This is a genomic window from Okeania sp. SIO1H4 (assembly GCF_010672695.1).
GTDB classification, from domain to species: domain Bacteria; phylum Cyanobacteriota; class Cyanobacteriia; order Cyanobacteriales; family Microcoleaceae; genus Okeania; species Okeania hirsuta.
Genome location: NZ_JAAHGB010000009.1, coordinates 97,564 through 121,495 on the forward strand (window position 1 = coordinate 97,564; position 23,932 = coordinate 121,495).

General features: G+C 36.6%; 18 protein-coding genes and 3 pseudogenes. 8 read left to right on the plus strand and 13 right to left on the minus strand.

Annotated features, from left to right (window positions below):
• Nucleotides 1-715: 715 nt before the first annotated feature.
• Nucleotides 716-1,429, plus strand: coding sequence for a PHP domain-containing protein (locus F6K06_RS10160; RefSeq protein ID WP_287240822.1), 714 nt, complete (start codon nt 716-718; stop codon nt 1,427-1,429).
• Nucleotides 1,430-2,602: 1,173 nt separating this feature from the next.
• On the opposite strand, the pseudogene F6K06_RS10165 reads toward F6K06_RS10160, so the two are convergent.
• Nucleotides 2,603-2,903 (minus strand): annotated as a pseudogene (locus F6K06_RS10165) (IS630 family transposase); the annotation flags it as partial.
• Between the two features lie 105 nt (nt 2,904-3,008).
• Here F6K06_RS10165 and F6K06_RS10170 point away from each other — a divergent pair.
• A pseudogene (locus F6K06_RS10170) lies at nt 3,009-4,116 on the plus strand (RNA-guided endonuclease InsQ/TnpB family protein).
• Nucleotides 4,117-4,257: 141 nt separating this feature from the next.
• On the opposite strand, the pseudogene F6K06_RS10175 reads toward F6K06_RS10170, so the two are convergent.
• The 7 genes and pseudogenes from F6K06_RS10175 to F6K06_RS10205 all read right to left on the minus strand — a co-directional run.
• Nucleotides 4,258-4,410 (minus strand): annotated as a pseudogene (locus tag F6K06_RS10175) (IS630 family transposase); the annotation flags it as partial.
• Between the two features lie 170 nt (nt 4,411-4,580).
• A complete protein-coding gene (locus tag F6K06_RS10180; protein WP_124147431.1) occupies nt 4,581-5,273 on the minus strand; it encodes a response regulator transcription factor in 693 nt (230 codons plus the stop codon).
• A gap of 1,084 nt (nt 5,274-6,357) precedes the next feature.
• A complete protein-coding gene (locus F6K06_RS10185; protein ID WP_124147432.1) occupies nt 6,358-7,455 on the minus strand; it encodes an NF038122 family metalloprotease in 1,098 nt (365 codons plus the stop codon).
• Between the two features lie 608 nt (nt 7,456-8,063).
• Nucleotides 8,064-8,909 carry a type I methionyl aminopeptidase gene (map, locus tag F6K06_RS10190; RefSeq protein WP_124147433.1) on the minus strand — a complete coding sequence of 282 codons (846 nt, stop codon included), beginning with the start codon at nt 8,907-8,909 and terminating at the stop codon, nt 8,064-8,066.
• Between the two features lie 795 nt (nt 8,910-9,704).
• The gene (locus F6K06_RS10195; protein ID WP_240039186.1) at nt 9,705-10,019 is read right to left on the minus strand and encodes a PepSY domain-containing protein; all 315 of its coding nucleotides are present in this window, start codon (nt 10,017-10,019) and stop codon (nt 9,705-9,707) included.
• Nucleotides 10,020-10,405: 386 nt separating this feature from the next.
• Nucleotides 10,406-10,843, minus strand: a complete 438-nt coding sequence (locus tag F6K06_RS10200) for a VOC family protein (RefSeq protein ID WP_124147435.1) — start codon at nt 10,841-10,843, stop codon at nt 10,406-10,408.
• A 405-nt stretch (nt 10,844-11,248) separates the two neighbouring features.
• Nucleotides 11,249-11,773: a TIGR02652 family protein gene (locus F6K06_RS10205; RefSeq protein WP_124147436.1), complete on the minus strand. Its 525-nt coding sequence runs from the start codon at nt 11,771-11,773 to the stop codon at nt 11,249-11,251.
• 316 nt (nt 11,774-12,089) lie between these two features.
• Here F6K06_RS10205 and F6K06_RS10210 point away from each other — a divergent pair, with 316 nt between their 5' ends.
• The 3 genes from F6K06_RS10210 to F6K06_RS10220 all read left to right on the plus strand — a co-directional run bounded on the left by F6K06_RS10210 (nt 12,090) and on the right by F6K06_RS10220 (nt 15,312).
• Nucleotides 12,090-12,617, plus strand: coding sequence for a gamma carbonic anhydrase family protein (locus tag F6K06_RS10210; protein WP_124147465.1), 528 nt, complete (start codon nt 12,090-12,092; stop codon nt 12,615-12,617).
• Between the two features lie 384 nt (nt 12,618-13,001).
• Nucleotides 13,002-13,127 carry a photosystem II protein Y gene (locus F6K06_RS10215; RefSeq protein ID WP_124147437.1) on the plus strand — a complete coding sequence of 42 codons (126 nt, stop codon included), beginning with the start codon at nt 13,002-13,004 and terminating at the stop codon, nt 13,125-13,127.
• Nucleotides 13,128-13,734: 607 nt separating this feature from the next.
• A complete protein-coding gene (locus F6K06_RS10220; RefSeq protein WP_124147438.1) occupies nt 13,735-15,312 on the plus strand; it encodes a sodium:proton antiporter in 1,578 nt (525 codons plus the stop codon).
• Nucleotides 15,313-15,986: 674 nt separating this feature from the next.
• Here F6K06_RS10220 and F6K06_RS10225 read toward each other — a convergent pair.
• From F6K06_RS10225 to F6K06_RS10235, 3 genes are all read right to left on the minus strand, one after another.
• A complete protein-coding gene (locus F6K06_RS10225; RefSeq protein WP_287243005.1) occupies nt 15,987-16,433 on the minus strand; it encodes a ferredoxin in 447 nt (148 codons plus the stop codon).
• 223 nt (nt 16,434-16,656) lie between these two features.
• Complete coding sequence (locus F6K06_RS10230; RefSeq protein WP_287243004.1) at nt 16,657-17,043, minus strand: DUF1257 domain-containing protein; 387 nt, start codon at nt 17,041-17,043, stop codon at nt 16,657-16,659.
• A 45-nt stretch (nt 17,044-17,088) separates the two neighbouring features.
• Nucleotides 17,089-17,301: a DUF2997 domain-containing protein gene (locus F6K06_RS10235; RefSeq protein WP_287243012.1), complete on the minus strand. Its 213-nt coding sequence runs from the start codon at nt 17,299-17,301 to the stop codon at nt 17,089-17,091.
• Nucleotides 17,302-18,163: 862 nt separating this feature from the next.
• Here F6K06_RS10235 and F6K06_RS10240 point away from each other — a divergent pair.
• The 3 genes from F6K06_RS10240 to F6K06_RS10250 all read left to right on the plus strand — a co-directional run bounded on the left by F6K06_RS10240 (nt 18,164) and on the right by F6K06_RS10250 (nt 20,739).
• Nucleotides 18,164-19,168 carry a saccharopine dehydrogenase-like oxidoreductase gene (locus tag F6K06_RS10240; protein ID WP_287243002.1) on the plus strand — a complete coding sequence of 335 codons (1,005 nt, stop codon included), beginning with the start codon at nt 18,164-18,166 and terminating at the stop codon, nt 19,166-19,168.
• A gap of 606 nt (nt 19,169-19,774) precedes the next feature.
• Nucleotides 19,775-20,323 (plus strand): flavodoxin, encoded by a 549-nt coding sequence (locus F6K06_RS10245; protein WP_287243000.1) that lies wholly within the window; start codon nt 19,775-19,777, stop codon nt 20,321-20,323.
• 164 nt (nt 20,324-20,487) lie between these two features.
• Nucleotides 20,488-20,739: a hypothetical protein gene (locus tag F6K06_RS10250; protein ID WP_287242998.1), complete on the plus strand. Its 252-nt coding sequence runs from the start codon at nt 20,488-20,490 to the stop codon at nt 20,737-20,739.
• 233 nt (nt 20,740-20,972) lie between these two features.
• Here the strand turns inward: F6K06_RS10250 and F6K06_RS10255 are convergent, their stop codons facing one another.
• Together F6K06_RS10255 and petJ are read right to left on the minus strand one after the other, a co-directional pair.
• Nucleotides 20,973-21,902 carry a tetratricopeptide repeat protein gene (locus F6K06_RS10255; RefSeq protein WP_287242997.1) on the minus strand — a complete coding sequence of 310 codons (930 nt, stop codon included), beginning with the start codon at nt 21,900-21,902 and terminating at the stop codon, nt 20,973-20,975.
• An 846-nt stretch (nt 21,903-22,748) separates the two neighbouring features.
• Nucleotides 22,749-23,093, minus strand: a complete 345-nt coding sequence (gene petJ, locus F6K06_RS10260) for a cytochrome c6 PetJ (protein ID WP_124147449.1) — start codon at nt 23,091-23,093, stop codon at nt 22,749-22,751.
• Nucleotides 23,094-23,932 lie beyond the last annotated feature (839 nt).

Consider the following 23,932-nt stretch of genomic DNA (forward strand, 5'->3'; position numbering starts at 1 on the left):
GTAAGATTTTATAGATCTACAAAACTTTAATTATACAGTAATTTCAGGAAATTATTTAACATTTAAAGTTTGAAACTATTTGTGACATCTTTAAACTGAATTGGTATCAGAAGTCAAAAGTCAGAAGTTAGAAGGCGCGAAATGAAAGTTGATAGACTTAAAGTATTGACGTTTACAATAATTTCAGCTTATTATTCCACATCATCAGTTGCTGACTATTTGTGACATCCTTAGAGTGAATTGGTATTATATTCAGTCTATTCAAGATTTTTATGTTATTTAAAATACAAATTAATTGGGACTAATATTCTGTTCAGATCGGCAATTATTATTATATTTAGTAGCCAGTAGCCAGTTAGGGGAGTTGTCCGATTAGCGACGTACATTCGTCATTAACTATTTTGAGTTCAGCATTACCATTCCATCAAACAATGAAGCTATTTAAACTATAACCAACTATCAATTATCAATTATCAATTATCAATTACTTACTTTCACAGATATTATCAGTATTTAACCGAAAATAATTTAATCAGTATAAATACCCTCTTATTTTTTGATAGAAATTTTTCCCATCATTCTCATTAAATCAATACTATTTAATCAATTAGATATTTTTAAATATAAAATTTTAATATATTAGTTAGCTGGAGCTAATTAGCAGTTTTGGATAAAAATTAGATATATTGGATAAAGTAACGATTTATTAAAATATATGTCTATCAATATAGCTTTGGCTCCTGATTTGACTAGTCGAGTGGCCAATAACTACTCTCAAATTAAGCAAATCTTTGAAACTATTGATGCTCATAGCTGTCCATACTATTATAACTTTCATCTACATACAATTTACTCGGATGGACAGTTAAAACCTGAGAGTTTGATGGAGCAAGCAATTGCCATCGGCCTTAAAGGTTTGGCCATTACCGATCATCATACTGTTGCTGGTTATCAAGTAGCTAAAAGTTGGTTAGAAAACTGGAAATCTAATGATGGAGACCGCGAGCGGTTAGCACCGACTTTGTGGAGTGGAGTAGAAATTAACGCCAACTTAATTAATATTGAAGTACATATTCTAGGATATGGCTTTAACCCAGAACACTCAAGTCTACAGCCTTATTTGACAGGAAAAGCGACTCAAGGTCAAGAATATCAAGCTACTAATGTCATCACTGCAATTCAACAAGCTGGTGGTTTAGCGGTACTTGCTCATCCCTGTCGTTATAAGCGTTCTGCTACCGATCTAATCAAAGCAGCAGCTAAGTTAGGTATTGATGGTGTAGAAACCTACTACGGTTACACTCATACTAAACCCTGGTATCCTAGCCCAAAACAAACAGAACAAGTGAAAAAACTCAGTGCTACTTATGGTCTACTTAATACCTGCGGTACTGATACTCATGGAAAAAATCTTTTAGTACGTTTATAGGGTGGGAAGATCTCTATTCCACCCCTATAATTAAAGCTGTATTGATATACTCCTGATGTTGCGCTTAGGCGACACCGCAGGATTAAACTAGCGTGCGGAGTCGCTGTTTATACACCAGGGTCTTCTACCTGTATTTTTATTAGACTTGTCGCTATTCTATTATGAACTTCCTTTACTAGAGTTCACAGAAATTCTTACTGTTTCTGTTAAATTGAATTGCCAGACCTCTTTATTTTAGTGAAAGGGGTCTGCTGTTTTTTTAGCTTCCATTTGCTATCATTATTGTTGTCACAAGCATTACCCCAAAGCTCATTAGCAACAACACAATTCCTAGAGATATTGACTGGCCAAGATGTAATGATGATTTTGATACTCTCATGATTTTTATCACAGTTTGTTAAATTGATGTATTCAGGATAACAAGTGTTGTAAGAGTTCGAGGCAAATATTAATATTTTGTGATTAAACTTATATTTTCTTGATATTAGACATCTCTAGATAAAGAGGGAGTAGGAAGTAGAATGAGCAAGCTATTTAGCATTATTTATTTTATTTAGGACTTATACCATGTCCGGTTGAACAGTTATAAATAAATGATGGAGAAGTCAGGAGTCAGGAGTTAGAAGTCAGGAGGGAAGAAAGGAGAAGAGAAGGAGAAAGTTTTTTTATCACTAATTATCCGGACATGATATTACACATAAACGCTATTGGTAGTGGATTGTTTAATCTAAAATAGTGCAATAGAATAGTCAGGAAAAAGTTGCTATTTTAAAGATAACATCTTTGAAGAAAAATGGAAAATCACAAACAGGCGATCATTGTCAATTGGTAGCAGGAAACAAGCGATCGCTATTGAATTGATAGTGATAATTATTGAGTATTAGGCGGTATCAAAAACCGGATCAAGATGTTTGAGTTCAACCCTGGCATGATCAGTTGAGAATTGCCAGCTCACCTTAGAGGCAGTTTGGTTACGCTCGGTTTGCCATGCAATTAATTATTTTTCCAATTTTGGCGTTGCACAGTCAGGAATGATGAAATCCGAAAGTAGATATTTTTGGATAATTCTTTCCTCAATATATGTATAGTTTAAAATCTATTATCATTCTTTAATGTGCAACCCCCCAATTTTTCTTTGCTACAAATTCTTCGCTCTAAACATTGTTTCGATCAAATACTTAGTTCAGTCTCGGCTACATTTAACCAACTACCATTGCCAGGGGTATGGTAAATTTCCAATCTTCGAGCTAAAGGGTGGGTTTCTGGAGCTGGAAATGCTTCATAAAAAGAAGCGATATTATGGGTATTGAGATGATCACAAACTAACTTGACTTTTTGAGAAAATGGAATTGTCTACATCCAATAATTGCCTCACTTCTTCTGCCCAATCTATTCGAGTCCGACTATCTCGATTACTAACCCGCCGCCATCCTCTGTTAGGATCAAAAAACATGAACAAAGCTTGTACTCCTTCAGGAGTTTTGACTTAGTTGACAATTTACGTTATAACGCAGTATAATCAGCTAGTTATCTCTGGGTTGAAAAAATACAGTAGTCAACTCAAAAAATAGCTAGAAATATTTACAAGTCAATTCGTACAAAGCTCAAACTAAATAACCAGCAGAAAACCCTCTTGGCTCAACACGCAGGTTATTCAAGATGGGTTTATAACTGGGGCTTAAGTTTATGGAATGCTGCTTATCAAGATGGTTACAAGCCAAATATTTCCTGCGGAATGCTGCGCAAACGTAAGCTCAGAGAAGTTTTTACTAACCACACAAAGCCTTTATATCCTTGGATGAAAAACCTGTCATCTAAGGTTTACCAGTATGCTTTGCTCAACTTAGGTGAAGCGTTCAAAAGGTTCTTTAAAGGATTAGGAAAATACCCAAAGTTTAAGAAGAAAGGTAGGTCTGATTCATTTACAATTGATAATTCTGGAAAACCAATAGAATTAAATGGATGGAATCATAAATTACCTTTTATTGGTATTGTCAAAACTTATGAACCTATTGAAGCAACTACTCAAAAAATAACTATTAGTAAACAGGCAGGTGATTGGTATTTAAGTTTTGCTTATGAATTTACTCAATATCTAACACCAAAAACTACTGAAGTTGTAGGCCTAGATTTAGGCATTAAAACATTAGCAACTTTAAGTGATGGGAAAGTCTTTGAAAGCGTCAAGTCATATCGCCAGTTTGAAGCCAAGCTTTCTCAACTACAATATCTAAACCGGAATAAAGAAATTGGTTCAGCTAATTGGCGAAAAATACAACTGAAAATTGCCAAGCTACATAGAAAGATAGCTAACATCCGTAAAGACGCACTTCATAAATTGACAACATATCTAGCCAAGAACCACGGCAGAGTTGTCATAGAAGATTTAAATGTTAGTGGTATGTTAGCTAACCATAAGCTAGCTAAATCAATAGCCGACCAAGGATTTTATGAGTTTAGGAGACAACTTGCATGCTCTGTGTCAATGGTATGGTTCTGAGTTAGTATTAGTTGACAGGTTTTTTCCATCATCAAAGACTTGTTCTAACTGTGGTCATGTTCAGGATATGCCATTAAATGTAAGGACTTATGACTGCCAGTCATGTGGCTTGTCAATAGACAGAGATTTAAACGCCAGTATAAATTTGAGAGATGCGGTCGGTTCGACCGTGAATGCCTGTGGATGAGTAACCGCCGACGGCCTCAGTGGAAGCAGGAAGTAAACATCAGATTGTCACGTTATGTGACGCTTTGTATCAGTTTTATAGAGCAGTATAGTGATCATCTTCTTTTTTGTCTTCTCCTGGCTTCATGGGGATGGTTTCCTAGAGATGTCCTTGAAGTTGCACAGAGGCTTCATCCATATTAATTAATGGTTTTTCTTCAGAATGGACACTGCTGTAAAGATCGAGAACAACTTCCATTTAGGAGACAAATCTGGCTAAATCCCTTTCTGGAATACAAAACCTTTGGATTTTCCAATGTCAGTGCCTAAGTCCTGATATTATTATCTTTAACTTCTCCTCCACTCCCCCACTCCCCTGCTCAATAAAATGTGGAGTGGGACCATCTTGCTCCCTTGCTTGTATCTTGCTCCCATGAAGCGTCGTTGTTCATCCTCATCTACCATTACGCGAGCAGGACTATCATACTATTTAGTTAACCCATGCTCTAGAGCATAACGAACTAATTCTGTTCGGCTGTTTGTACCAGTTTTCGTAAATAGTCTACTGACATACTTTTCTACATTGCGGACACTGGTGTTTAGGTCTCTAGCTATTTCTTTATTCATTAGCCCTCTGGCTACTAAATCTAATACACTTTGCTCTCTTGGGGTTAAATCTATTTTAATTGGTGATGGGGTTTGAGCGATTGTATTTTTCCCCATTAACATTGCTTTAATTTCGGCAATTTGACTTGCTAAAACAGCAATATCTGAAGTATTTTCCCCTTCATTTGGGCTTTTCGCTACTATTCGACGTTCTAACAAATTTTCGACTATAGCTACTAACTCCTCAGGATCGAAGGGTTTAGAAAGGTAAGCATCACAACCTGCTTGATAACCTTGAATGCGGTCTGTAGTCATTCCTTTGGCGGTCAAGAATACTACTGGTAAAGCTTTAAATCTTGGATCTTCTCGTAATTTTTGTAGAAATTGATAGCCATCTATTTGAGGCATCATAATATCTGTAATTACTAAGTCTGGTAAATATGATTGTAGGATATCCCATCCTTGATTAGCATTACTGGCAACGTTTACATTAAATCCACTATCTTCTAAATAAGCTTGTACGGCTTCCCGTAATCCTGGTTCATCATCTACTAATAATATTTTGCTTGGCATTTTTAATTTTTCCTCTAGCTCATTTTTAGCTTGAATCATTCCAGGCATATAGATTTTTCTAGTTTTACTACTTTCTATAATTTAGCTAATTTTCATTATTAGTGGAGCTAAAATAATGTATGGTTTATAACACTTGACAAAAAGTTATTAAGTTTTTTTTATAAAAATGTAATATGTGGTCAGCAATTTTATGGAGCAGATTTTGCCAGTAACTTCAACCTGTTCCTAATGTCAATAATGAAGGTATTAGATAATTATTAACGGGCTTTGTCCTCGAGGTAGAGGCCAAGAGGCAGACTGTACAAGTATTTCCATTAGACATCTCCTCCAAAAGAGGGAACACCGGATCTGGGAACAGGGAAGAGTAATGGATGATTTCTGGATAAGAATTGATTTTACTTTTTCTCCCACATTCCGCAGGTTATAGTAGAAATTTTAAATATTTTTCAAGTAAGGCAGGGTAAGGATTTCAATATTTTGGCCATGAGTGATGTAGGTGAAAATTTATCCCTTTGAGCTAATCGCATCCATTCAGTTTCCTAGAGGATGTACTGCGATTGCATTCAAGAGCGCGATATAGCTACCGCTAGGCTCCGCCAACGCATTTAATTGCTTCTCAACCCATCATTATAGCAGTTTTCATTAACATAGAATACAGAGATTTTGGCTTAAAGGCAGAAGGCAGAGGGCAGAAGGCAGAAGCAATGCAAGTCTACCTTTGTGAAAACCGCTATAATATCTCTAGACTATTCAATGACAGAGTCAGCAATGTTTTGAGACTAGCGATCGCTATTTGGCCACACAGATGGTATTATATATAATATAGCCGGAAAAAAAATCCCCCAACAGCACCGTTAATCTGCGGAATGTAGGTTTTATTATATTATTGGAGATGTCTATTTAGAATTAGTCAGGCGTTGCAGAATCAGGAATGATGAAATCCGAAAGTAGATATTTTTGGATAATTCTTTCCTCAATATATGTAAAGTTTAAAATCTATTATCATTCTTGAATGTGCAACCCCATTCGTCAAGTTGTTTCTATCCAGTAGTTAAATATGGCTGGTTTTCCGCTTACCGAATTTTTACGATGATTTTATTTGAGTTTTAAGTAGAACACTACCAGTAATTGCCAATAGCATTCCCAAAATAGGTGATGGCTCTGGAATATCCTTAGTAGGCTTTTCTACTGGGTCCCAACCAATGACATCAAAGGCTAAAAGATCTAGACGAGTAACTATTCCCAACTCTCCAGGAGCAAGTGTTGGGTCTAGAATGCCTAGTCCTAAATTATCTTCCCAGTGACTCGCTTGACGACCATCACCAGAAAACCGACCAGTTGAAAAAGTACCCTCGCTAGTAACACCACCATCAATTGAGAAATACTTTTCCCTGGTATCTGCTGTCCAATCTAGCGCACCCTGGGCAAAGCTTTCATCCGAATAGCGGTATAAATCTAGAGGACTGACAAATGTGAAGGCATTTCCAGGAAACAACATATCTCCAGCAGGCGGACTGTTAATATCCAAGATATCAACACCACTGATAAAGCCTAGTGCATGACCTATCTCATGAATAGCAATAGCCTCGAAATCAAATGTCTCTAAAGTAATTCCATCAGTGTTATCGAAGTCGTATTCAAAATTACTGCTGAAAGTAATTTCTGCATCAAAATCACCAAATGTTTCTGGAGGTACAAAGAAACCTAAAGCTTTAGCATTTGCTGTGGTCATCCGAATTATAGAATTATTCTCACTCCCATCATTATCAAGATAAGGTGTCTCAAAATCAGGAGGGAAATTAGGATTATCAGAAGTCCGATTAATTAATAAGTCAAAGGCTGGAATTGGCGGAAGGTTACTGACAGCTATAGTATCATAAGGTGAGGTAATGTCATTCAAAAGTGTATTCCAAACACTTGTATAATTAGTAAAAGCCATTGTAGAGAGAGCTCCGCCTAAAATATTTTCACCAAGGTCTTCAAAACCTGCATTGATGTTGACAGTGATATCATCTGTAAATTGACTCTCCCAAAAATCAGCAGCTTTCCGAAAACCAATATCTGCTTGCGTATTGTAAGTCGAAGTCAAATTGATAGTTAAAGCTCGTACCTCAGGCACTTTAACATATAGTGATACAACCGAACTTAGAACTGTTAGAGCTAGTAATCTACTATGTTTCATATTTAGAATTTTGGAGTTCTGAAATTATGAGCATCCAGTAAATGTAAATGCACAAATTTAATTTTTTGCAGCATTTCTTTACTTATTGATGGAGAAAATAGCAAACATTTTCCAGTCAGTGCAAGTGTTTTTACAGAGCTTCATCAAAACAACATATTTCTCCCATCCATATATTTGCGGTTAAAAGTCTTACAGAATAAACATTCAAGTATAATTTAACTAAAAAAAATATTTAAAGATTTAATGAAGTTTGACTTAATTGCAGGGTTTAATCTTGACTTCTACTACCCTAAAATGTTACTTATGTAAGATTATTTATTGACGTTTGTACCCGATAGCTAATTGCTACATCTCCAGAAATTGTTTGAGTCCCACTCAAATACTTATAGAACCCATTTAAGTTCTCCTTACCTAATATCAGCCTTACATTTTCTTGGTTTAATCATGATTGGCATAAATAGTTCTCACTCAACCACTATCTAGCCAGAAATTGCTCGATATACTAGCTACTTCAGAAGCTAATTTAGCTTGAATAAAAATGCCAAATAGGTTCTATAAGTTCTAATTATTAAGATAGAAAAAAAACTATCACATCTATCACATGATACCTAACAGCTAACTTGGGAGCGATCTGTTAAAATTTCATAACCAGTATTTGTTACCAATACTGTATGCTCAAACTGAGCTGAAAGAGAATTATCAACAGTAACAGCAGTCCATTTATCGGATAAAATTCGTGTAAATCTAGAACCAGCATTCAGAATTGGTTCAATAGCTAAAGTCATACCTGCTCTGAGTTTCACATTTGGCAAACTTTTAGTTCGAGAGTTAAAAACAGAAGGTTCTTCGTGTAAATTTCTTCCCACACCGTGACCTGTAAATTCTTCGACTACACGAAAACCATTTGCTTCTACATGATCTTGAATAGCTCCTGCAAGATCGAGTAGATAAGCACCAGCTTTGACTTGTTCGATACCTTTATACATTGCTTCTTCTGCTACACGAATTAGTTTGGCTGCTTCAGGAGCAACTTCAACTACGCCAATGGTAATACAAGAGTCTCCATGAAATTCTTGATAGTAAGCTCCTGTATCTACTTTTAAAACATCACCAACTCGAATAACTTTTTTCTTATTGGGAATGCCATGGACAACTTCGTTATTTATGCAAGCACAAATAGAGCCAGGAAAACCATGATAACCTTTAAAACTTGGCGTTGCCCCCATTTCTCGAATGCGTTTTTCTGCATATGCATCTAGGTCAGCAGTTGTCATTCCTGGTTTAACAATCTGAGAAATTTCTTTGAGTACTGTTGCGACTATTTTACAGGATTGTCGCATAATTTCTATTTCTCGTTGAGATTTAATTTCTATTCCTCGACGTTGTTTTTTCTTAACAGTAGGACGTGGCTTAGGTTTTGCGGGAGTTGCGAGTATATTACTAAAAATGTTCATGTTTTCTGACAAGTTGTTAACTAGCTATCAGCATTTTCTGTACCGAAACGCTTTTTAAATATTATCTATGACATCTTAAAGTCTAGGTAGAACTAAAGTCAAATGTCAAATTGATGCCTTGACTGAGACAAGATAAATTGAGAATATTTAAACTCTACTTGGAATTGGTAGATTGAGACTTTTTTTTGACTAAAATATTATGAAATTATTGGTTTACTAGTGCAGGATGGCGGAAATAACTAACCAGTTAAAAAAGGTTCAAAAGCTTGTACAATAACCTTTCTTCCCTTCTGCCTTCTGCTATCCTAGATAACTAAAGCTATCCTAGATAACTAAAGCTATTCTAGATAACTAAAGCCTTCTGCCTTTTTGCACTAGCTTTTTTTGATGATATCTACAAGACTTACGCATAACCACCACATATACTAGGGGCGTTAACGATAGTTATGCGCCAGCTTTCGGCCGTTTGCTTCGCATACTTCGTAACGCCCCTACAGATGGTGTATAATTTCTATTTTGCGTAAGTCCCGATCTACTCAGAATTTTTAATACTGCAAATTTCAGGATCGTGAGGTACAGTTTAAGACTAATCTATAATTTTTATTCATTTGTTTGTTGTTCCCTATTCCCTATTCCCTCACAAGAGTGCACATTCCCTCTCTTGGTCAGCATTCCCTTATGTCTGACGCCGACGTGGGATCTGACAGCTTGCGTCTGTCGCCGACGCGGGGTCGCACCGCTGTTCCCTAAAAGCATAAAACTTTGTACCTTATTAACTCGAAAACTGCTGTAATTCTATGATTCTACTGTAGTTGTATTTGATTCTGTATTTTGCTTGGGTTTCTTTTTATTAAATAAGCCACTCATAATAATACCTGTTACTAACATCCAGATCAATCCGATACCATTTAGGAGTACATAAAAAGGTTTAATGTCTTCTCCAAGATATTCGGCTTCGTGAATTACCATTAAAATATGTGCCTGGTCTCTGGATAAACCAAACCAATTTCTACCAAGTCGGTAAGCTACTCCTGTAATGACAGTGACAAATAATGGTAGAAAAACTATTGGGGCTACTATTCTATGTAATTTACGGAATGTTTGTTTCATAATTTCCTTTAAAGTTTAAAGTTACCAGTAATGAAGTAAAGTGGAATATTTAACGGTTTGCTTGATTGTATTTTTTTCTAGAAGCAAGGCTATCACATACTACTGGACTGACACAGCTAATTTTGTGCATTAGAAAATGGGGGGATGGGGTGATGGGGAGATGGGGTGATGGGGTGATTATGAAAAAAGCTAATGCACCATTTAAGCTGTGTCGGTCCACTACAATAATTGAATGCTGCATTTTTACAGCACTTTTTAGGGAGCGTGAGGTATAGTTTTAAGATTAATCTTTTTTTCCCTACTCCCTACTCCCTAAAGTCCTAAAATTTTGTACCTCATCAACTCCAAAACTGCTGTAAAATCTTCAAAGCATTGTCCAATTTACTCTAAGGATTTAACTTTCTAATAAATTCTAGAGGTAAACCATCACAGTCAGCAATAAAAGCAACTTCATAAACATTATTTCCAATCATTTGTTGAGTAGGCTCTAAAAGAATTTTCAATGGTTGAAACATTTCTGGTTGTGCTGCTGCTATAGCATCAAATTGTTGTTTTAAATCATTTAACCAACTAGGTAAATCTGTAGTATTTTGAGTCAAATCAAATGATAAATGATAATATCCAACATAATGCTCATCCCCAAAAGCATCAGGTGCAGGTTTTGGCTGAGGAATTTCAATCAGTTCAATTCTGCCATTTAATCCCTCCATCCAACAAGCTAAAGTATAGCCTGTAGTAAAGCGTTCGCAGACCGTAAAACCTAGTTTTTCATAGAAAGCGATCGCTCGATGAATATTGGCTGTCCGAATCGAGGCATGGTGCATTCTAGTTTAATATTTTTAACCTGATTTTCAGTATTAATTTTACAGTAAATAGAACTCAGCTAAGACTAATTTATTTTGGCAATAAATAAGGATAACTTTTCAAGAGAAAAGGGAAAGACTTTTCAGCTATCAACCCTATTCAATCAATCAATATTTATAAATCATTTATAAATGCTAGACCTCTTGCAAAAGTTTTAATTAAATCAATTCAAGATATTAAATCAACAATTTCACCTCCCTATTCCCTATTCCCTATTCTCTCTCTTGGTGCGCGTTCCCTCTCTTGGTCAGCATTCCCTTGCGACTGGCGTCGTCGCGGGGTCTGACCGCTTGCGTCTGTCGCCGACGCGGGGTCGCACCGCTATTCCCTATTGCCTGACTTCCGCAAGAAGTCTGCGGAATAGTTTATTCAAACAATCGAAAATAGGGATATCGAACGGGTACTCCTGCTTCTTTGTCCAACTGAAAATTGATTACTTCCCAGCAAGGCTCATCCTTGGGGTCGGGACTAAATTCTACAGGTAAACCATAAAGTTTGGGCTTACAGGAAGAGTCAGAGTTAGAACGCCAAGGGGTACTACGTTCCAAATAGGTACTAACCAACTCCTGATATCTTTGAGCAATAATCAAACGAGTGGCTCTATATCCTTCAGTATAAAGTCGATCCAGCGCTTCATGGATTTCAAACCTAATACCATCGGGATGAGTATGTTGCCGATACCACTCATCGTTCCATAGACGCCAGTGACGGCCAGACTGAAGATGACACAACTTACCAGTATTTGGGTCAACCTCAAAAGCTCCGTGACGAGGACATAAATACGTATCTGTCAAGGTGAGAGCTGGTATGGTCTGGCGACAGTGAGGACACTGAATTTCAGGGCCAAACATTGGGTATTGGAGGGCAGAATTGATAGAGGATTGGGTCATAGTTTCTAGAGAGCTGTGGTGACTTAATTATAGTTAGCTTGGTTAAAGAATCTGAGCTAAATAGCTACAGGATAGTTACTAAAGTACTACATCAAACTCTTAACCTACATTATGGGGTAGAGAATTTGTGATGTTTCAACCAGGAGTCAGGAGTTAAATATTTTTTAGCCTATGGCAAGGAACGGGTTGATTAGGATATGGACTAATGATGAATCTTAGATTAGGTAATGTTTTTCCCACTGTTTCCTCTTGCCTGTTGCCTGTTGCCTGCTATAAAATTCCGATTAAGCAAACATCACTAATATTAACGAAGATCATGTCAAATCAGCCCTCTTTTTGGCCTCCTCCAGATTTATCCCAAGCTGCTTTTGTGGCAGATAACGCTGTAGTTATGGGTGTTGTGGAAGTAGGAGTGGGAGCTAGTATTTGGTATGGGACTGTTGTCCGAGGGGATGTAGAACGGATCGTGATTGGGAACCATAGTAATGTCCAAGATGGGGCAGTGCTTCATGGAGACCCTGGTTTAGTAACTGTTTTGGAAGATCATGTGACAATTGGACATCGAGCTGTGATTCACTCAGCTCATATAGAAAAAGGTTGTTTGATTGGTATTGGAGCTGTAATTTTGGATGGTGTACGGGTAGGGGCAGGTAGTATTGTGGGAGCTGGGTCTATTGTCACTAAGGATATACCGCCATTGTCTCTGGTGGTAGGAGTACCGGCGAAAAAAGTTAGGGATATTTCAGAGTCAGAGGCTGCTAATTTAATTGAACACGCTCAACGTTATGAAAAGTTAGCTTTAGTCCACGCTGGCAAGGGAACTGATGTTGGATTTACCAAGTGAAGTCAAAAGTGTATTTGAAGTCAAAAGTCAAAAGTCAAAAGTCAAAAGTGAATTGAAGCTGATAAGTAGTCAAGCAAAATTAATTGTATATTTGATGGTCAGGTTAAATAGGTAAGAAAAATTATTTTTAGATCGACTGCTCAAGGACACAAATGTATTTTATCAAAATAATTTGGTCGTGCAACCCTGGCTTTTAAGGGGAAATATTTTTGGAGCTTTGCTAAAATTCCCGTTACAAAAATCACTTTTAACTTCTGACTTCTGACTTTTGACTTCTGACTTCGTTAATCCCTATTCCCTATTCAAATTTTGCTCAAAAAACTTAATTTTAGATTAAGATTATAAGAAATGATAAATCTTTAAAAATCTTTAGGAGGGGAGTAAATGGAATTTGACTTTCGTTTGTTAATTGTTCTATTACCTATAATTGCTGCTGGTGGTTGGGCAGTTTACAATATTGGGGCTGTAGCCATTCAACAAATCCAAAAGTTCTTAAACAAAGAAGCTTAGATTCAACCTCAGCTCTTTGCTAAAAAACCGACTGTTTCTTACACTCAGACAACAGTCGGTATTTTTATTTATTAGACATCTCCTTCAAAAGAGGGAGTAAGGAGTAGGGAGTAGGGGGAAAGAATTGAGAATTTATGTGGGGTAATTGATTTTATTTTTTATTATTGGAGATGTCTATTAGACATAGGCGTGAAAAAGATATAGACTTTTTGTAAAAGTAGGGAATAGAAAATAGGGAACGGCGGATATGGAAAGATTTTTTTAGGAAAAAAACACGGAAAATGATTTTTTGAGTTATTACACTCTAGTTTATAGCAAATAAAGGGCAAGTTTATTTTCTGGAGATATCTATTAATTTGTAAGCATTTCCTCCGGAATGCTGTGCAAACAGCCGTCAGCTATCAGCTATTACTTTTAGTTTACGATCAAAGCTTTATTAATTGTCTTACTACAAAAGTTGGCTCCCTTGCTCTTAAAGTCTATATTAATTTAAACACTGTCCTTAAGGAGAGAGTCTTGTTGCTGATAGCTGACAGCTAATAGCTGTTTGCGCAGCATGACCTAGGAAATGCTGACATTAATTTTATGCAAAATTTAGGGGTAATATATGGCTTTAGAAACTGCCGTAAATGAAACAGTTATTGAGCAAAATATAGAACAATTTCTGTTAGTTCTTTCTGTCTCTCTGAGTGTGGCTACTTTCTCACGAGTTTTTAGTTGGTTCCGTAGAATTCCCTTTACTTTATTATTAGTAATTTTTGGATTAATTCTAGCATTCATTGATGTGAGATTAGTCAGTTTATCTCCTGAATTAATCCTCGAAATTTTCTTGCCTCCTTTATTATTTGAGGCTGCTTGGAATTTGAATTGGCGAGACTTAAAACGAGATTTAGTTCCAGTGGGATTTTTTGCCATTATTGGTGTAATTATTTCTGTAGTTGGTATTGCTTATGGTTTGAATTTTTTCACCGGAATTCCCTTAGCGATCGCCTTTCTCGTCGGAGCTAGTTTATCCGCAACAGACCCTATTTCTGTAGTAGCTTTATTAAAAGAATTAGGAGCAAGTAAACGCCTACGCACCTTAATGGAAGGAGAAAGTTTATTTAATGATGGGGTGGCGGTTGTTGCCTTTACTTTGCTAGTTGGAATTCCATTAGGAACAGTAGATAAATTTTCTATTTCGGACTCTCTATTCACTTTTCTTAGTTTTGTTGGCATCGGTGTCGGTATCGGTTGCTTAATTGGTTTTGGCATTTCTTACCTCACCCAACGTTTTGATTTACCTTTGGTGGAACAGTCACTAACTTTAGTTTCTGCTTATGGTACTTATGTAATAGTAGAAAAATTAGGCGGTTCGGGAGTTATTGGGGTTGTCACTGTTGGTTTAATTTTAGGTAACTTCGGTTCCCGCATTGGGATGAACCCCCGCACTCGGTTAATAGTTAGTGAGTTTTGGGAGTTTGTGGCATTTTTTGTCAACTCCATAGTGTTTCTGTTAATAGGCGATCAAATTCGATATTCAAATCTGGCAGATAATATAGTATTAATAGCAGTTGCTATTGGAGCAGTTCTTGTCACGCGAGCAATTTCGGTTTATAGTTTGAGTGCTTTGAGTAATTTGGTAGTCAAGTCAAATATTGGTTTAAAAGAACAAACGTTACTTTGGTGGGGAGGTTTACGGGGTTCGGTTTCTATTGCTCTGGTGTTGAGTGTACCTGTAGTTTTGCCTGGGCGAGATGAAATTACGGCAGTTGTATTTGGGGTGGTATTGTTTACATTGTTGGTGCAAGGTTTAACAACTCAGTCAATGTTGAAAGTATTGGGTTTAATAGGCGACCAACCGTTGCGTCAGGAATATATGGAAACGACCGCTCGCCGTGTAGCTTTAAAACGGGTGCTTAATTATGTGTCTGAGTTGGTCAGGTTGCAAGAAATTGACCCAGAATATTATCGCTATCAGGCAGAATTTTTGCAAAAGGAATTGAAGCAGTTGCAGGAGAAAATTGATAAAATGCAAGCAGAACACTCTCAGTTAGTGGCGCTGGATATGAAGTTATTGCGGGAAGAGTTGGTGGATATCGAAGCGGAAACTTATGCTGAGTTTATTCGAGCAGGTAAGTTGAATAGTAATATTTCTCCTCTTTTGGCAGAAGTATTTGAGGAGAAAGAAGAGCAAGAATCATAAATAGGAATGGAGTAGAAGCAATTCATGTTTGTGCAGCATTCCACAGGAAATTTTCCCTATGGTTTCTTGATTTTTAAATGCTAAGGGTATAAAGAGCGATCGCTCTTGTTGTAATTATAGCACTTCCTGCTGCCCGTGAGGTACATATCGTGAGGTACATATTTTGCAGGTAATATCAAATCCGGTTAAACAGCCATAGAATGGTTAAGTTAGGAGTCCTCAGGAGTCAGGAGTCAGGAGTCAGGAGGAGAAAGAATTACAAAGATAAACGTAGTGATGGCGATTGAAGATTTTTTTTATGTCCAATTAAACGGATTTGATATAATATCATGTCCGCTTAAATACTTATGCTTTGGTGCAAGGAAGGCAGAGGGCAGCTATGCTGCTATGCTGTTTGCGTAGCATTCCGTAGGAAAGAGTTTCTTTCAATTAGACATCTGGTAAAAATCAAAAATAAAATCAATTCTTATCCATAAATTATCAATTATTTCTCCCTGTTGCCTCTCTTGGTCAGCATTCCCTTGCGACTAGCGTCGTCGCGGGGTCTGACCGCTGTTGCCTCTTTTCTGGAGATGTCTATTGAAACTTAGTTCTATACACGCTCCGATGCTACCGGACATGATATAAGTCCCCACACAGCAAGAGTTTGACTATTCATGCCTTGTACATCATTACTATTTATTCGCATTCTGCTTATTTCTATGACTAGCAATACGAGCTGCTCCACTATCCACAGGACCACCAGCAATAGGAATCACCTGATATTTGCGCTCTTGTTCTAAATTTTTTAGTTTAGTATAATCAACCCAGTGAATACAATTTACAGGACAAGTGTCGATCGCTTCTTGGATTAATTCTTCAGAGTCCCCATCTTGCTGAAAAACCCGCGCTCGCCCATGATCTGGTTCAAGATAAAAAGTATTATGGGCAACATGAGCGCAGTGTTTACAACCGATACAGGTAATTTCATCAACGTAAACTCCTTTTTGTCGCAACATTCCACCAAGTTCGGGTTCCAAACCTGAACGTTCGGGAGCATCCCGTAATATTCCACCAAGTTCGGGTTCAAAACCGGAGCGTTCTGTCTCACCTTCTAGGGAGGATGAAGAAAAATCTAACATTTTGTAAAAGTAATAATATTATCTTATGTGTATAAACTTTAGTAAGTTGGCCTTCGTTGATATACCCAAAATACGCTACTAATGTTGTATTAGAGTTATTGGGTTTTGCTAATGCTTTTTCTTACGAAATGCTCCGCTTGCACAGCAAAACCCAACCTAAATTTGAAATCACTTTTCCATAATTTGGAAAGCTGAGTGCCGATCGCTAACTGCTGACTGCTATTTAAGCACTCCAACGTTGAACAACTAGACGTACAGATCCATCCTGATTTTTTTGCTGTTCAGTAACCTGAAATCCTTGTTTAGCAGTTTCATTAACTACAGTATGGAAAGCATAGCGCTGAGTCACCATATTAACAAACCGATCTACAGACCATGCTTGTTGCCAAAATTGTAGATCAGCGACCAACTCATATTCATTTCCATTCCAGGTAAACCCTAAGTCATACCCATTATTCTGTTCTACAACTACTTCAGCAGTGCTAGTTTGTCCACGATAACCACGAACTTCTGTAGGACCAGATTTCCAGTCAATACCTAAATCTGTGAGAGCGGACTGCAAAGAATTCAAGTTACGAATTTGAGTTTTGATTTGACTAAAGTGTGACATAGTAATTCTAAGAGAAATAAACTGAACTCAACAAGAAAAAAAATTTTAGTAACTGCTAAAAGAAGAAACTTGCGTCTTAGCAGTATCAGACTGATGCTGCTGTTGAGCAAAGTATTCAGAAGTTGATTCTTGAGTGAGAATAATTCCTAATTCTTCTTCAATTGCCTTAGTTACTTCTGTACAGGATGTACCGACAATGCCAGTAACTTTTTCCTGTACTCGACCATCTGGATAAATAATGAACTCTAAAGTTTCCATGTTCATAGCTCAATATATGAACAACAGTTGTAGGACTATACGCCGACACCAATTATTTGAAAGTGATGCCTGCTGATGTTGCTTATTTTTGTTATTAAATGACTTTATTTTAATCTAAATCAATTTTTACTAATTGATAAATTACGAGTCATTATTTAACAAAAGTTAATATAATCTGAAGCAATACATCAGTTATTTGTTAAGTTTGACGTATATTTTGGAAACCGTCAAGATAATGGACTCAAGTACGATGAAATATGGGATCAAGAAGATAACCAGGTGAGTAATGTAATAAAACTTCAAGCTAAAAGCGCTTGACAAATATTACTCATACTGTTAAAGAAAATATTTTTCTTTGATATTTCTTGTCCAATAAGTATTTTGGAATTTGTCGGTCAAGTATCTCTTGAAAATACAAATGATTTTCTAGGTTAAGTTGATATGTAATCAGTTGCCATAACCGTTAGAACCGATCGAATAGCTGTTTGTGTAGTAGGACTTAGGAGAACTAACATAAGATTAGCAATTAATCTTATCTCCTAGATAAATAAAGCCTTCTTTGTTCTTCTCTCTTCCTTAAGAATAAAGGCTCGTTATATTATCTGAAATAATTTTTATGTTTTCTTAGTGAAAATTAGGTTTTGAATTATTTCATTTTCGTTAATTTCTAATAATTGCAAATAGATTTTTTAGACAATTAATTAAATCCCTAACGAACTAGGAACTTTAGGTTAAATTCCCTCGTCTTTATCGATCTTTTAACTTTTGACTTTTAAATCCAGCTAAATGGCATGACTTCCGCAGTGATGCACCTTAGCAGATAATAAAAGTCTGTCCACTTAAATTAAGTACTATAAGTGCTATGCAAACTACAAATTCCAAAAATCAAATTCGTGTAGGTGTTTTAGGTTTCGGTGGCCTGGGTCAAGCTGCAGCTAGGGTACTCGCTCCTAAACAAGAAATGCTCTGGGTTGCTGCTGCTGACCAAAAAGGTTATGCCTACAACACTCAAGGATTAAATCCCGACCAATGTATGACCATGTACAATGCTCAGGGGTCTTTAGGCCATTTAGAATCTGGTGGCGTTTTAAGTAGTCACAGTATTGAAGAATTAATCGGAGTTGCTGATACTGTGGATGGTTATTTTCTGGCCTTACCAAACTTGCCTAATACTTTTATGGCAAATGTGGCGAAACAGTTTATAGCTGCTGGTTGGCGGGGTGTATTGGTGGATGCTATTAAACGTACCAGTGCTGTAGAGCAATTATTGGCCTTGAAAGATGAGCTACGGGCTGCGGGTATTACTTATATGACTGGTTGTGGGGCAACTCCTGGTTTATTAACTGCAGCAGCGGCCATTGCAGCTCAGAGTTATGCGGAAATTCATAGTGTGAATATTACTTTTGGAGTGGGAATTGCTAATTGGGAAGCTTACCGAGCTACAATTCGTGAGGATATTGGCCATTTACCAGGATATGATGTGGAACGGGCAAAGGCGATGACTGATGCTGAAGTTGAGGCTTTGTTGGAAGAGACAAATGGTCTGTTGAAGTTGGAGAATATGGAACACGCTGACGATATTATGTTGGAGTTGGCGGGAATTTGCGATCGCGACCGGGTGAGTGTGGGAGGTATTGTTGATACTCGCAACCCAAAAAAGCCTTTGAGTACTAATGTTCAAGTTACAGGCCGTACTTTTGAGGGCAAAATCTCTACACATACTTTTACATTGGGAGATGAAACGAGTATGGCGGCTAATGTTTGTGGCCCTGCTTTTGGCTATTTGAAAGCAGGAGTAGATTTATATCGAAGAGGTCTTTATGGTTTGTTTACTGCTGCGGAAGTTATGCCACAATTTGTGCGGTAGTTTAAGATAATTCAAAAATCAAATTATGGGGGCTGAGGAAAAATTCCCCAAAAAAATGTAGGGACGTTCCATGGAACGTTCCTACAACTGCTTTAAAAAAGGTGTATTTGAGGCTTAATAAGATGTTTTATTAATTGTGGCTCTGACAAAAAGAAGCCTATGGGCAAAGCTAAACCTAGAATCCAAATCAATTAATAATTTTTCGATCTATTATAAACTTATTCAAAAGAATTCTCAACTACAATTAATACAGATTTCAATTAATTTACCCGATATATTCAGAAGTAGATAGGGTTGATAGAAAAATTCCTGTCTATTCCGGGGTTATTTGATAGAGTAGTCTCTAATTGGCCTTTGTTATTTGACTTAATAGGACAAATACCATTCGTCCCTACAGTTAAAGAAATAATTGCTTGATTTTATTGCAATTACTTCTTGTTTAGCAAAAAAAAGAGACTAATCTATTAAGAAGATTTGAAGCAAGAAAATTCTGCAAATAACTTGTATAAATCACCGAAAACCCTCAAAAATCTGGGTCGAGCTTTGGCAATTGTCTAACTCACTAGATTTAATGAATTTTATCAAAACTGATCGGGAGTGTTGATTATGGCAAAAATTGGTATCTTTTATGGTAGCACATCTGGCGTAACTGAAGAAATCGCTGAAGCATTGCGCGAAAAATTCGGCGAAGAAATTTGCGATCTTTATAGTATGGAAGAAGATTACGACGAATATAGTCAACTTCTTGATTATGATTATTTATTATTGGGTTGTTCTACCTGGGGTGCCGGGGAAGTACAGAATGACTGGCGCGAACCACTTTTTGACATGGATATCGAAAAGCCTGATTTTACAGGAAAAACTATTGCTTTGTTTGGTGCAGCAGATCAAGTCGGTCATGGAAAGCACTTTGCTGGCGCATTGCAACTTATGTGTGACCACTTCGAGAAACTCGGTGCAACTATAGTGGGAGATTTTCCTATTGAGGGTTACAGTTTTGAACATTCTTCAGCGGTGCGTAATGGTAAATTTGTGGGTTTGCCTATTGATGAGGTTAACCAAAGTGAGTTAACTGAAGAGAGAATTACACAGTGGGTTGAAGCGTTACGCCCCATTTTTGTAGCCACGGAAAGTGCTGTGTTGATACCTGCTTAGATATTGAAATTTGAAGGTTGATATTAAATCTGGCTAACCATCTACGTTAAAGTTGTTAGGAGTTGTTTGAATAAATATCTCAAATTGAGAAATTTTTCGACTTCAGTAATGGCAACTGTTTAGCTGGAAATAGTAATATCTATCGCATCGTATGAAAATTTGTTTTGTTCGCATCTAAGTTCATCGTTCATCTCCTTTGGAGTTGGGGAATATTCCTCAACTTTTTTTTTGAATATTCATGTCTGCATCAAAGTGGATTATTTATTCTTGTTGATGGTCAGGGGAAAGTATGGTTTTTTGTGTTGAATAAAAAGTCATATTTAGGGGCGAACGACTCCCAATATATAAATTATCTCACAACTTTTTGGCAGATGCAAGGCAAAAAAACTTGCGCCGCCGATTCTGAAGCTTCATAAAATGATGGTTTGGAGGCTGAGGCGATTATTTTCTCTATTAGACATCTCCAAAAATCCAAAATAAAATCAATTCTTATCCATAAATTATCAATTATTTCTCCCTGTTGCCTGTTGCTTTTTGCCTGTTACCTGTTGCCTCTTTTCTGGAGATGTCTATTTCTGGGGTTAATGTTGTGAGGTTTCTATAGAGGTTGAAAACTTAAGGTGAGACTATGGGTAATTTCCGTAGTATATTAAGCAATAGCAGTTTGATTAGACGATAGGAGCCATGTTTGTAGTTTATTAATCAGAGCTTGAGTGTGATGATAAGCTACCATATCTCCTCCATCGCAGAAACATTTTGCTGCAGCTTGCCAATCTTGAATTGCTGCTTGATAAAGTCCCTGGTGGTGGTGTAATAGTCCTCGGTTTAAATAAGCTTGAGCTTCATGGGGATTAAGTTGTAGAGTTTTGCTAAAATCTTCCATTGCTCCTTCTATATTTCCCATCTTGCTACAGACACAACCTCGGTTTAAATAAGCTCTGGAGTTATTAGCATCAATATTAATAGCATAAGAAAAATCTGCCATTGCCTTGTGCATTTTTTTTGACATTAAATATGCTAGACCTCGCTCGTTATAGATATCTGCTCGATCAAAATTATTGTCTTGCTTGGTCTTTGCTAAAGCTAGGTTATAGTCCAATACAGCTTTCTGATAATTTTTCAGTTCAAAATTAGCTAAACCTCGATTATATAAAGCACGAATATCATTAGGATTTTGATTAAGGACTTTGGTATATTCTGCAATAGCCTGTTGGTAATTACTAATTTTGTAGTAGGCTAAACCTAGATTAAGATTTGCTTCTAGATTTTCTGGGTTGAGTTTAATAGCTTGGGTACAGTCAGCGATCGCTTGCTGGTACTTTTCCTGCTGAAGATAGACTAAACATCTATTACTATAAGCACTGGCAAAGTTAGAATTAAGTTCTATTGCTTTGGTGAAATTATTAACTGCTTGTTCATAGTTTTTATCTTGAGTATTAGCTATACCTTCGGTGAAAAATTTTTTATAAATTCCGCTTTCTGAGCTAGCAGTTGCAGTTTTCATTGGTGGGGAGAATGAAGAAAAGATTACTGCAAAAACTATGCCAATACTTAGTAGAAATCGATAAAAGTTGTTCATAATATCTGTGAAGATTGATAATAGTTATTGGCGATAATAAGCTATGGCTTTAACATTACAACAGTTTTCTGGTTGATGAGGTACAAAGTTTTATTGCTCTAGGCAACAGGCAACAGGCAACAGGCAACAGGCAATAGGGATAATAGTCTTATAGCTGTACCTCACTATCCTAAAAAGTGCTGTAAATGCTAATTAGCCTCCAATAGTTTTTATTACAACTGATTATCCGAGTTCTATCTAAATTTATTATATTTATTTCAATATTAATGTAAGCATTTCCTAGGTCATGCTGCGCAAAAAGCCGTCAGCTATTAGCTATCCTTCTAGGTCGGAACTGCGGACTTCAGCTATTAATTTTAGGGAGAGTAAAAGCAACCTTTGAAATTGAAAAAGAATAAAAAGTTACTACCAAAGTCTCAGGACAAAACCTGAGAAGTAATTATTAATTAGGGTTTGCTGTTTGCGTAGCATTCCCTAGGAATAGCTGACTGCTGATAGCTGTTTGCTTACATATTAATATTGGGGTGAACATCTAGAGCAAACTCAGCAGTTTCTTTCGCTCTAAATTTTCACCCCAACTAACTATTAAAGAAAATTTTATTAGGACGAGAAAATTTTCAATTGTGAAGTAGAAAATTATTCTCGCTAATACTTTAATGACTTACATACACAGAAAGCGGGTGCGTATGTGTAGACTTTTGATACTTTTTGAAGACAGTCAGAACTTTCTGAGAAACAGAAGCAATTTTTGATTAAACAATAACTACTTTGTTTTTATGACTGTTGATAGTCACCGAACAAGTCCACTCGAACTTATTTCAAGATGAAGCTAATTTTTTATCTAAATTATTTCCATTTGTCAGCTTGATCTACAACATAAGCGACAACATCTTCAATATCATTAGGTTTTAGACGACCTTTGAAAGCTGGCATTGCTCCCTTACCATTTGTGACTTGATAGGTTACTGCTGCTACACTATCTTCTTTAAAACCTTTGAGATATTTTGTTAGGGCATCGGTTTTTAGAGTTTTCGGAGCCATGATTGTATTGCGACCACCCAAATGGCAAGCGTTACAATTACCTTGAAATATCTGCTTTCCATGAGCTAAGTCTGCAGCTAAAGCGGGGGGTTGTACAGCAACAACAAAAAAAGTTATGGCCAATACCACAATTGATAGTAATTTCTTCAATTTTGTTCTCCTCTCTCAATACAAATACAGAAAATTATTAAATCTGCGTTTTTGATTGTAAATTACGCCTCTATATTAAGTCAAACGACAAGCTGTCAAACATAAAAATCAAATTAATCACGATCAAATAGTTTTGAATGCTACATTTTTAATTTGTGCTGATACTTTAAAGTGCTTTATAGTAGAAAGAACTAAGGAAGAATAAAGAAGGAAAGTAAGCATTCAGCCATCAGCATTCAGCCATCAGCTATTGCTTTTAGTTTGATATAAAAGCTTTACCGAAGAATTAATAATTAAATAATTAAATAATTAAATAATTCGCGCCTTGAAGCCTCCTCTTTCAAGGGGAAACAAGAAAAAATTTTCTTTTTATCAGGAAAGGCAGAGGGCAGGAGGCAGAAGGCAGAAGGGAATTATCATTTTCTTTGTGGGTTTAATACCCCACCGTCAACGGGGGTGTTCACGCATTACTTGGGGGAGCGAATCCCCATGTAATTTTCCTCCTGTCTCCTGTCTCCTGTCTCCTTCTTCAATCAATCAATTCCGTTTTAGGGAGAGGTAATTATCAATTATCAATTATCAATTATCCATTATCCATTATTGAATAATTTATCATAATTAAGGTATGAAAGTAGGTTTATAGGGAATAGAAAATACCGAAGTTGGAAATAGGGAAAAGTTAATATTAACAAGTAGTTCAAACAATCCAAAATACAAAATACAAAATTATTAAATCATACCCACCCATCAGCAACGCCCAGAATTTATACTTACTATAAAAGCTGGCTGAAACAGCCTATATTCATTAAAAATCTGTTATCAGAGCTGAGAGCAGACAG